At 68.0% G+C, this 11,536-nt stretch carries 8 protein-coding genes; 2 read left to right on the plus strand and 6 right to left on the minus strand.

Translation table 11 applies throughout. The features are described 5' to 3' along the window. Nucleotides 1–49 precede the first annotated feature (49 nt). Nucleotides 50–3,316 (minus strand): SNF2-related protein, encoded by a 3,267-nt coding sequence (locus ACNQVK_RS24205; RefSeq protein ID WP_418031547.1) that lies wholly within the window; start codon nt 3,314–3,316, stop codon nt 50–52. A gap of 97 nt (nt 3,317–3,413) precedes the next feature. Here ACNQVK_RS24205 and ACNQVK_RS24210 point away from each other — a divergent pair, with 97 nt between their 5' ends. Next, nucleotides 3,414–5,219, plus strand: a complete 1,806-nt coding sequence (locus tag ACNQVK_RS24210; protein ID WP_418031548.1) for an N-acetylglutaminylglutamine amidotransferase — start codon at nt 3,414–3,416, stop codon at nt 5,217–5,219. Next, on the plus strand, nt 5,216–7,003 hold the full coding sequence (gene ngg, locus ACNQVK_RS24215) for an N-acetylglutaminylglutamine synthetase (RefSeq protein ID WP_418031549.1): 1,788 nt from the start codon (nt 5,216–5,218) through the stop codon (nt 7,001–7,003). Before ACNQVK_RS24210 ends, ngg begins: the two co-directional genes overlap by 4 nt. Before the next feature lie 243 nt (nt 7,004–7,246). On the opposite strand, the gene ACNQVK_RS24220 is transcribed toward ngg, so the two are convergent. From ACNQVK_RS24220 to ACNQVK_RS24240, 5 genes are all read right to left on the minus strand, one after another. Further along, nucleotides 7,247–7,810, minus strand: a complete 564-nt coding sequence (locus ACNQVK_RS24220) for an alpha/beta fold hydrolase (RefSeq protein WP_044517629.1) — start codon at nt 7,808–7,810, stop codon at nt 7,247–7,249. A 63-nt stretch (nt 7,811–7,873) separates the two neighbouring features. Next, complete coding sequence (locus tag ACNQVK_RS24225; protein ID WP_418031550.1) at nt 7,874–8,548, minus strand: hypothetical protein; 675 nt, start codon at nt 8,546–8,548, stop codon at nt 7,874–7,876. Between the two features lie 9 nt (nt 8,549–8,557). Next, entirely contained in the window at nt 8,558–10,063 is a 1,506-nt protein-coding gene (locus ACNQVK_RS24230) for a cobyric acid synthase (RefSeq protein WP_418031551.1), read from the minus strand. A 10-nt stretch (nt 10,064–10,073) separates the two neighbouring features. Continuing rightward, on the minus strand, nt 10,074–10,931 hold the full coding sequence (map, locus tag ACNQVK_RS24235) for a type I methionyl aminopeptidase (RefSeq protein WP_090425177.1): 858 nt from the start codon (nt 10,929–10,931) through the stop codon (nt 10,074–10,076). 16 nt (nt 10,932–10,947) lie between these two features. Next, nucleotides 10,948–11,532: a TetR family transcriptional regulator gene (locus tag ACNQVK_RS24240; RefSeq protein WP_418031552.1), complete on the minus strand. Its 585-nt coding sequence runs from the start codon at nt 11,530–11,532 to the stop codon at nt 10,948–10,950. Nucleotides 11,533–11,536: the final 4 nt, after the last annotated feature.

An 11,536-nucleotide genomic window follows, 5' to 3' on the forward strand; every position in this document is an offset into this window, starting at 1 on the left:
CAGTTCGCGGATGTCGGAAGCGGAGATGGTCGAGCCGAACAGATCCCCGTCATCGACCACCGCGGCGAACAGCGCCCGCTTGCGGTCCTGCAATGCGACCACCTTCTCCTCGATGGTGTTCTCCGCGACCAGCCGATAGACGCTGACCGGCCGGGTCTGCCCGATGCGGTGGGCCCGGTCGACGGCCTGAGCCTCGGCGGCCAGGGCTCCACCACGGGTCGCACAGGAAGCAGTAGTCGGCGGTGGTGAGGTTGAGCCCGAATCCGCCCGCCTTCAGGCTGATCAGGAACACCTGCTTTGCCCCGGCACCGAATTCCTCGATGGCCCTGGCCCTTCCGTCGGAGTCGACCGAACCGTCGAGGTAGCTGTAGGCGATACCCGCGGAATCCAGGTGCGCCCGCACGATGCCGAGGAATCCGGTGAACTGGCTGAACACCAGCGCACTGTGCCCCTCGGCGACGAGCTGGTCGAGTTGTTCGACGAGGAAGTCGATCTTGGCCGATCCCACCGGGCGTGCCGAGTCGTCGACCAGACCCGGATGCAGGCTGAGCTGTCGCAGCAGGGTCAGCGACCGGAAGATCTGGAAGCGGTTCTTCTCCCAGTCCCCCAGCAGCCCCAGGACCTTCTGGCGCTCCCGGGCCAGCCGGGTGTCGTAGATCTTGCGATGCTTGGCGCTCAGGCCGATGGTGAGCACCTGTTCGCTCTTGGGTGGCAGCTCGCTGAGCACCTGGCTTTTCGTGCGCCGCAGCAGCACCGGCTTGATTCTCCTGCGTAAAACCGGCAGCAGATCGTCGGCCTGACCCGATTCGATCGGCTTACGGAAGTAGGTCTCGAACACCTTCGGCGACGGGAACAGCCCGGGCACCGTGATCGACAGCAGCGACCACAATTCCATCAGGTTGTTCTCCATCGGGGTGCCCGTGATCGCCAGCTTGAACGGCACATCCAGCAGCCGTGCGGCCTGATGGGTCTTGCTGTGGTGGTTCTTCACGAACTGCGCTTCGTCGAGAACCATGCCGGCCCAGTGGATTTGCGAGTACGCCTCGACATCCATGCGCAGCAGCGTGTAGGACGTGACGACGATGTCCGCCTCGGCCACCTGTGCGGCCAGGCCGACAGCTGCCCGCGCATCGGTCGAGGTCACCACCACCGCGTTCAGTCCCGGGGTGAACTTGCGGCACTCGGCCACCCAGTTGCGCGCCACGCTGGTCGGCGCCACCACCAGGAACTTACCCGCGCCGCCCGCCACGGCACGGGCGATGAGCGCCAACGTCTGCACGGTCTTTCCCAGGCCCATGTCGTCGGCGAGCACCCCGCCGATCCCGTTGTCCCACAAGAAAGAAAGCCAGTCCAGTCCATCGCGCTGATAGTCGCGCAACTCGGCATCGAGCCCCGCGGGCGGGTCGACGGGGACCGGAGGACGGGCAGCGGCCAGACGCGCCAGGTTGGCCCGCCACCGGGCGAGCTGCGCGTCGACGACACCCAGAGCGAGTAGTTCGTCCCACAGCGTGATGTTCATCGACGCGGCGTTGACCCGGTCCCCGTCGATCTCACCGAGCGCCCGCGCCTCGTCCAGCAGGGCTCTCAACCGGACCAGCTCGGGCGTGTCCAGCCGGAAGTACATCCCCGACGGCAGGAGCATGTGCGTTGCGCCGGTGCTCAATTCGCGGATGAGATCGGGCAGGGCCACCGTCTCGCCGTCCACGCTCACCGTGACGTTCAAGCTGAACCAATCCCCCGGCACCGAGGTGTCACCGGAGAACGACAAAACCGGATCGGCGCCGGCGGCCCGGTACCGCTCATCGGCGTCGATCGTCAGGTCCGCGAAACAGTCCAGCTGCGGCAAGGTCTGATCACACAGCACCGCAGCCTCCACCAGGGTGAGGTTCACCCCGCCCAGCAGCGTGCGCTGCGACGCCACCGAGACCGCGTCCAGGCCGCTCGAGGCATTGACGATGGCCCGCAACTCATGGACGGCATCGGTGTCCAGCGTCGCGGTGATCCGGCGGTTGACATGTTGCGCCGCTTGACGTTTCCAGTCCTGCGCGGCCGCTGCGACCGCCTGCAACGCGGGCAGCACCCGCAGCCAGAGCGCCTGTTCCGCGTCAGCGTCGCGGTACCCGATCAGCCCGGGCGAAGACGTCGGGTCGAAGTCGTGACGCTGATCGTTGACCTGGTAGCGCGTACTCCAGAACACCCGCGCGCCGCCGTCGGTCACCTTGACCGTCAGCGCGGGCATCGGGCCGGTGATGGTCGGCGGGACGAACAGGCCGTCGGCGACCTCCATGTCCACACTGCCGGCCAGGCGCGGCAGGATGTCGACCGCCAGTTCACGAGCCATGTCGGCCGGAATGTGCACCTGCTCGCGGTGGCCCAGCATCTCGGCCATGGTGCGTCCCGGCACCGGGTCGAAGGCGCCCAGTCGCAGCACCGAATCGGCGACCTGGAACATCCCGTGCGGAGCCGGCATCCCGATCAGCGCGACGCCGTCGGGGTCGCTGTCCTGTCCGTCGACGATGAGAGCCACCGACATCACGGCACCGCCGCCCTCGGCCGCGAAGTCCAACCGGAGGTGGACGTTCTTGACCAACTCGACCGCGCGGATGCCAGTCGCGGTGTCGGCCAAGACGGTCACCCCCGCGTCCAGCACGTCGTCGAGCCGGGGCCACAGCGTGGCGGGCATTCCGTTGAGCACCATCCCGTCGCCGCCGTGCGGCTGGGAGTACCGCACGACCTCCGACAGCAGGGCCCGCACGGCCCGGTACTGGTCGCGGTCGAACTCGCCGGGGTCCGGATAGTCCACGAGGCGCCGCCACGTCAGCGCGCGGGTGATCCAGGTGCCCCGTTTGCCCAGCGACAGCGGGCGCAGCATCAGCATGGTGCCCGGGCGGTAGCGGGTCGGGGCAGCGACCGAGAATTCCAGCGCGATCGGTTTGCCGCCGCCTTCGGGAACGGCGACCTCGTCGAGCACCTTGTCGAGCACGTAACGCCAACGGTCCACCGGTGAGTGGGCCGGATCCGACGGTGCGGCCGCCAGCACCAGGGCGGCCGCATGTTTGCAGAACGACCCCACGGGGCATGAACACAACGCCCACTCGACGACCGCCCGACTACCCGGCGACAGTCCGACCTCAAGGACGTACAACTGACCATGCGAACCCACACAGCGCCCGCGCAGCAGGCGCTCGCCGTCATCGAACTCGATGTCACGGATCCGGCCCTCGGCCGCGTAGCGCTCACCCCGCACGGTCGACTGCGCGCCGAAATCACGAATCAGCTCGTCACGGGCTATGCCGAAGCCGAATCCAGGCCTCATGGGAGGAGAATAGGGCCACTCTCCGACATGTCATGGTCACACCCCCGACACACCGCGGGTGGCGCGCCGACGACAGATCCTGTGTAGGGTCGAACTGATGTGTGGAGCCGCCGGGGAGGTGCGTCTCGATGGCCGGACACCGGATGTTTCAGCGGTGTCGGCCATGGCAGACGCGATGGCACCCAGGGGTCCGGATGCGGCCGGTGTGTGGTCGCAAGGCCGGGTCGCGCTGGGTCACCGCCGCCTGAAAATCATTGACCTGACCGAAGCGGGCGCCCAGCCCATGGTTGATCCCGAACTCGGATTGACCGTTTGCTGGAACGGCTGCATCTACAACTACCAAGAGCTGCGCCGGGAACTGTCCGGGCATGGCTACCGCTTCTTCTCGCACAGCGACACCGAGGTGTTGCTCAAGGCCTATCACCACTGGGGTGACCGGTTCGTCGAGCACCTGATGGGGATGTTCGCGTTCGCGATCGTCGAGCGTGACACCGGCCGGGTGCTGTTGGGCCGCGATCGGCTGGGCATCAAGCCGCTCTACATCACCGAGGACGCCCACCGGATCCGGTTCGCGTCGTCGCTGCCCGCCCTGCTGGCCGCCGGTGGCGTCGACACCCGGATCGACCCGATCGCGCTGCACCACTACCTCACCTTCCATTCGGTGGTGCCGCCCCCGCTGACCATCCTGCAGGGCATCAAGAAGGTGCCGCCCGCATCGGTGGTCGCGATCGAACCCGACGGCAGCCGGCACACCACGGTCTACTGGTCGCCGGACTTCACCCGGAACGCCGACCGGGCCGACTGGTCGGAAAAAGACTGGGAAGACGCGGTACTGGAGTCACTGCGGCGGGCGGTCGAGCGCCGACTGGTGGCAGATGTGCCCGTCGGATGCCTACTGTCCGGCGGCGTCGATTCCAGCCTGATCGTCGGACTGCTCGCCGAGGCCGGTCAGCACGGCCTGTCCACCTTCTCGATCGGTTTCGAGTCGGTGGGCGGGGTGGCCGGCGACGAGTTCAAGTACTCGGACATCATCGCCGAGCGCTTCGAAACCGACCATCACCAGATCCGCATCGGCACCGACCGCATGCTGCCCGCGCTCGACGGAGCGATCGGCGCGATGAGCGAACCGATGGTCAGCCATGACTGTGTGGCCTTCTACCTGCTCAGCCAGGAAGTGGCCCGGCACGTCAAGGTGGTGCAGTCCGGTCAGGGAGCCGACGAGGTTTTCGCCGGTTACCACTGGTATCCGCCGATGGCCGAACCGGGTGCGGCCGGCCTTGACGGCTCCGTGGCCAGCTACCGGGGAGCGTTCTTCGACCGGGACAGCTCCGGGGTGGGCGCGCTGATCAGCGAGAGCTACCGGGCCGACGGGGATCCCAGCGGCGTTTTCGTGACCGATCACTTCGCAGCCTCGGGCGCGCAGACCGGAGTGGACCGGGCGTTGCGCCTCGATACCACCGTGATGCTGGTCGACGATCCGGTCAAGCGGGTCGACAACATGACCATGGCGTGGGGGCTGGAAGGCCGGGTGCCGTTCCTCGATCACGAACTCGTCGAGTTGGCCGCCACCTGCCCGCCGGGCCTGAAGACCGCGCACGGGGGCAAAGGTGTGCTCAAACAGGCTGCGCGCCGGGTGATCCCGGCAGCGGTGATCGATCGCCCGAAGGGATACTTCCCGGTCCCGGCGCTGACGCACCTCGAGGGGCCGTACCTGGATATGGTCCGCGATGCACTGTATGCGCCGGAAGCCAAGGAGCGCGGCCTGTTTCGCCCTGAGGCCGTCGACCGGCTGCTGGCCGACCCGAACGGCAGGCTTACCCCGCTGCGGGGCAACGAGTTGTGGCAGATCGCGCTGCTCGAGCTGTGGTTGCAGCGCCACGGGGTGACGGGGTCCGCGGCGTGACCGCCACGGACCATGACGCGTCGGAAGCCTCGTTGGGTTCCGACCACACCGAGGCGATCACGCTCGGCCTGCACGATGCCTCACCGCAGCATCTCGTCGATGCCATGGCCGACGACGTGGTGCTCGAATTGGGCTGGGGCCGGCTGATTTTCGGGCAGACCTTCGCCGATCCCGAGCAGCTTGCCGAGGTGCTGCAGCAGGAAGGGCCGGGCCGGCGGGACATCTGTATCTACGCCCGCGAGTCACACGTACTGATCGCCCGGTCCCCCGCCGAGCTGTTCATCGACCCCAGTCACACCTACCGGCTGCGGTTCACCGACGAGTTCACCTCTGCCGAGCCCGTCGGGTTCACCGTGCGCACCCTGCAGACGCCGAGCGATGCCGACGCGATGAACCGCGTGTACGTGCGGTGCGGGATGGTGCCCGCCCCCGTCGACGTCATCTGGCACAACCACACGCTGACCCCGGCGGTGGTCTACCTGGTCGCGGTGCGCGATGACGACGGCAGTGTCGTGGGCACGGTCACCGGTGTCGACCACAAGCGGTTGTTCGCCGACCCCGAAGACGGGTCGAGCCTGTGGAGCCTGGCCGTGGACCCGGCCGCCGGACTACCCGGTGTCGGGGACGCCCTGACCCGGACCCTGGCCGGCATCTTCCGCGAGCGGGGCCGCGCCTACCTCGATCTGTCGGTGGCCCATGACAATTCCGCCGCGATCGCGCTGTACGAGAAGTTGGGTTTCCAGCGCGTCCCGGTGCTGGCCGTCAAACGCAAGAACGCGATCAACGAGCCGCTGTTCACCCATCCTCCCGAGACTGTCGACGATCTGAACCCGTACGCGCGCATCATCGCCGACGAGGCGATGCGCCGCGGGATCCGCGTCGAGGTGCTCGACGCGGGTGCCGGCGAAATGAAGCTGTCGCACGGCGGGCGCAGCGTCATCACCCGAGAGTCGCTCTCGGAGTTCACGTCGGCGGTGGCCATGGCCCGCTGCGACGACAAGCGCCAGACCAGGCGCATCGTCTCGGATGCCGGTATCACGGTGCCCAAGGGTCGCCTGGCCACGTTCGACGGCGAGGACCACGATTTTCTGGCCGAGGTCGGCGATGTGGTGGTCAAGCCCACCCGCGGTGAGCAGGGCAAGGGCATCACCGTCGGGGTCGACGGTGGCGAGGAACTGGACGCGGCGCTGCACCGGGCCCGCGAGCAGTACCCGGAGGTGCTGATCGAGCAGCGGGCCGCCGGCGACGATCTTCGCCTGGTGGTCATCGACGGCAAGGTGGTGGCCTCGGCGATCCGCAGGCCCGCCGAGGTCGTCGGCACCGGAAAGCACACCGTGGGCGAGTTGATCGAGACGCAATCACGCCGCCGGGCGGCCGCCACCGGCGGCGAGTCGCGCATCCCGATCGACGACGTCACCGTGGGAACCGTCGCCGAAGCCGGCTGGTCATTCGACGATGTGTTGCCCGAGGGGGTCCGCCTCCGGGTACGGCGGACGGCGAATCTGCATCAGGGCGGGACGATTCACGACGTGACCGCGGAGGTGAACCCCGAGCTGTGCCGGGTCGCCGTGGCCGCAGCCGAGGCGATCGGCATTCCGGTGACAGGGATCGACCTGCTGGTTCCCGACGTGACGGGCCGGGAGTACGTCTTCATCGAGGCCAACGAACGTCCCGGGCTGGCCAATCACGAGCCGCAGCCCACGGCCGCCGCGTTCGTGGATTTCCTGTTCCCGCAGCAGCCTGGGTTGCCGCAAGCCTGGACGCCTTCGGAGGCGGCTGACTGAGCGCTCGCGCGAAGGCAGGCCGCCGACCCGACAACACCGCGGCGGCTGACCGAGCGCCCGCGCGAAGGCAGGCCGCCGACCCGACAACACCGCGGCGGCTGACCGAGCGCCCGCGCGAAGGCAGGCCGCCGACCCGACAACACCGCGGCGGCTGACTGAGCGCTCGCGCGAAGGCAGGCCGCCGACCCGACAACACCGCGGCGGCTGATTGAGCGCCCGCGCGAAGGCAGACCGCTCGGCCGGTCACCAACTACTGGTACGCAGCACGATCTCGGCCGCGAGCTGTGCGGTCGAGTCTCCGGCGTTGCGGCGTCCCGGCATCTCCACGAGCCGGAAGTCGCCGTAGACATAGCGCTGGCTGGCCTTGGCGACCGCACGTGCCGCGGGGGTGCTGACGAGCACGGTGGTGTTCATCTCCACCGGAGGGCATTCGTCGTCGCGGACCACGCCCGTGGCGTCGGCGACGCGAGGGTGGCCGCGATCCACCACCACCAGCCCGATGAATTTGTCCAACCGGGTCGCCGCCAGCTCCCAAGCCAGCTCACCCCCGAGCCGGTCGCCGACCAACAAAGCCCATTTGATGTCGAGTGAATCGAGAATGCCGACGATCGCCTTGGCGGTCAGCCGCGGATCCGGGCCGATGATGACCGTGCGCAGTGAAGCCGTGTGCAACCGCCGGCAGATCGGCTCGTAGGCGGCAGGGCCGTGATGTCCGGCGCTCAGCACCACCACTGTGGACCCCTTGTCGGGCCCCGAGACGTCGACGGGTGTGGTGTATCCGTCGATCGTCGCGACGGTGGTAAGCATTCGGACAAACTACCGTCCAGTAGCCTCGGGCGGGCCGGAATCAACATTGTCCTGACGTCCGCGTCAGTGACCGCCCAGACGCTCGGCTTGCATACCGAAAACATCCAGAAACGTCTGCGGCAATGCACCTTTGGCGAGAATCGATGGATCCTGTGTAGGGAAGGCGATGCCGAAAACCGCCCAGTTGCCGACATTTTCGAAGGCGAAGAAGATGCTCTGCTCGCTGGCGCCCAGCCGCATGGTCTGCTGGTAGGCCAACGCCGACGTGCGGGGCGCGGCCAGCTTGGTGGTGGTCATCGGGATGCCGCTGTCCGACGGATCGAAGTAGGTGGAGAACTGTGCACACCGCTCCGCCGTGGCCGCCAGCCGGTCCAACGGCAGCGGCGAGGTCAGCACGGTCAACACCATGCGCGCTCCGTCGTAGGCCACGATGATCTGCGCGGCGCTGCCCGGGCCCCGCTCGGCGGATTCGGCGATCACCCTGGTCAGCCCGTCACTGCATCCGGCCGGGGTGGACAACATCGGCGGCGGGCCGCTCGATCCGCCCGGGCTCGCGCCGTCATCGGTGACCCGATCGAACTGCACACCGGGCGGGAGGTCGGCGGCTGTCAGCAAAACCTTCTGCAGGGTGGCGCCGGGCCAGGTGGGCGATCCGGTGATCACGGGCGCGCAGCCGGTCACCGCCACCAGGGCGACCAGCCCGAACAAAGCTGCCACCGACCGGTGGCGTCGAATCATATGCCCAGGTTACCGAGGTGGACCGAGGAGCGCAGTGCTCATGGTGGGCCGGGGCGGCGCCCCGTGCTGTACAAGGTCCATCACAGCCCCGATGTCGAGGTGTGCGGCCAGCAGGTCGGCCATCAGATCCAGTTGAGCATCGCGCCGGCCCCGCACATCGACGTCATCGGCAACCACGAATCCGTCACGACCGGCGTCGCCGGCAATCTCGGTGAGCCAGGCCCGGCGCAGATGGTCGTTGTCGAGCAGACCGTGCCAGTGGGTGCCATAGACCGCGCCGTGGCGCAGCCCGACACCGAGCCAGTCGTCGGCCGCCGCCCGGGTCACCTGCCCATGGTGAATCTCGTAGCCCCACAAGGGTTCTTCCCAGTGCCGCAGGGTCTTCTCGACGGCGAACTCGATGTCCGCGTCGAGCAGACCCAGGCCTTCGACGCGCACCGCCGCGGCTGCTCCCCCCTCGACGGCGTCATCGATGCGACGGCACAGCATCTGGAACCCGCCACACACGCCGAGCACCGGTCGGCCCTGCGCGGCGTGCGTGAGAATGGCATCGGCGAGACCGCGTTGGCGTAACCAGGCCAGATCGCTCACCGTGGCCTTGCTTCCGGGGATCACCACGAGGTCGGCACCGGTGAGGTCGGCGGCATCGGCCACCCACCTCACCGCGACCCCCGGTTCACAGGCCAGTGCCTCGATGTCGGTGGAGTTGGAGATGCGCGGCAGCCTGATGGCGGCGACGGTGAGCGTCTGCTCGCCGCGTGGCGGTTGCGGTGTGCCCACCATGCCGCCTGGCCGGACCGATACTGAATCCTCTGTGTCGAGCCAGATTCCGTCGTCGAACGGGATCACCCCGTAGGTGGGGCGACCGGTCAGCTCCCGCAGCTGGGCCAATCCGGGTTCCAGCAGGGCGGGGTCGCCGCGGAACTTGTTGACGATGAATCCCGCGATGAGCGCCTGATCCTCGGGAGCCAGGACGGCCACAGTGCCGTGCAGGTGGGCCAGCAGGCCGCCGCGGTCGATGTCACCCACCACGACGACCGGCAGGTCCGCGGCCCGAGCCAGCCCCATGTTGGCCAGGTCGGTCGCACGCAGGTTGATCTCCGCCGGTGAGCCCGCGCCCTCACAGATCACCACGTCGAATTCGGATCTCAGCGAGGCCAATTCGTCGGCGACGACGCCGGCGAGCCGGTCGCGGTGGGTGAAGTAGTCGCCGGCGGCCACGGTTCCGGCCACCTGGCCCCGGATCACCAACTGTGACGTGCGGTCCCCGCCGGGCTTGAGCAGGATCGGGTTGAACCGGGTGCTGGGTGCCAGCCCGGCAGCGTGGGCCTGCATCGCCTGGGCCCGGCCGATCTCGCCGCCGTCGACGGTGACCGCCGAATTGTTCGACATGTTCTGCGCCTTGAACGGCGCCACGGACAGACCCTTGCGGGCCAGCAACCGGCAGAGACCGGCCACGACCATCGACTTGCCGGCGTCAGAGGTGGTCCCGGCGACCAGCAGTGCCCCGCTCACGGTGCGTTGTTCACGGCAACGTGAGGATCTCGGCGCCGTCCTCGGTGACCACGAGCGTGTGCTCGAACTGAGCGGTCCACTTGCGGTCCTTGGTCACCACGGTCCAGTCGTCGTCCCAGATCTCGTAGTCCAGCGACCCGAGATTGATCATGGGTTCGATGGTGAAGGTCATGCCCGGTTCCAGCACGGTCTCGACCGCGGGCTGGTCGTAGTGCAGCACTACCAGCCCGTTGTGGAACGTGGTGCCGATACCGTGGCCGGTGAAGTCACGGACCACGTTGTAGCCGAACCGGTTCGCGTAAGCCTCGATCACCCGGCCGACGATCGACAGCGCGCGCCCGGGCTTGACCGCCTTGATGGCCCGCATGGTCGCCTCGTGAGTGCGCTCGACGAGCAGCCGGTGTTCCTCCGAGACGTCTCCGGCCAGGAAGGTGGCGTTGGTGTCGCCGTGGACTCCGTCGATGTAGGCGGTGACGTCGATGTTGACGATGTCGCCGTCCTCAACCACGGTCGAGTCCGGGATGCCGTGGCAGATCACCTCATTCAGCGAGGTGCAGCAGGATTTGGGAAACCCCTTGTAGCCCAGAGTCGATGGATAGGCGCCGTGATCGATCATGTACTCGTGGGCGATGCGGTCCAGCTCGTCGGTGGTGACGCCGGGCGCCACGGCCTTGCCGGCCTCGGCCAGGGCTGCTGCCGCGATCTGGCCGGCGACGCGCATCTTCTCGATCACCTCAGGGGTTTGCACCCAGGGTTCGCTGCCCTCCTGCACGGTGGGTTGCCAGGCGTACTCCGGCCGTGGGATCGACTTGGGAACCATCAGGGTCGGTGAGAGCACGCCGGGGCGCAGGGCGGTACGAACTGGCATGTGGACAGCTTAATCGTCAGCCCACCGACAACGCCTCCAGCGCCGTGCGCACCCGCTGTGGCAGCGATCCGCCGTGTTGCAGCCAATCGTCCAATGCGATGCGCACCGACGCCATCGCCAATGCGCCGATGAGACGGGGCCGGGGGTCACCTGGGGCCAGGTCGGCGAATCGGGGAGCCACCAGCTCGGCGATGGCCGTCTCGTAACCGACGTAGATGTTCAGCGTCCAGGCGTTGAGCGCCTCGGATGACCTGGTCAGTACGGCCAGCTCGCGCACCTGATCACTGATGGTGTCGAAGCCGTCGCCGAGGTCCCGGAACGCGGCCACCACGGCGTCGCGCGCCGACAATCCACTGGGCTGGACAGCCAGTTGCGCGGTGATCACGTCCAGCCAGTGCCTGGTCATCCCGTCGGCGACGGCGTCCTCCTTGGAGGAGAAGTACCGGAAGAAGGTGGCCCGTCCGACCTCGGCCTCGGCGGCGATCCGCTCCACGGTGGTCGCGGCCAGCCCGTCGGCGGCCACGAGCGTCGCGGCGCTCGCGGCGATCCGGTCCCGGGTGGCCTGACGCTTGCGGATGTTGAGAGGAATCGGTTCAGTCATTTCC

Origin of the sequence: Mycobacterium sp. 134, assembly GCF_048282715.1 — a bacterium.
Classification (GTDB): domain Bacteria; phylum Actinomycetota; class Actinomycetes; order Mycobacteriales; family Mycobacteriaceae; genus Mycobacterium; species Mycobacterium septicum.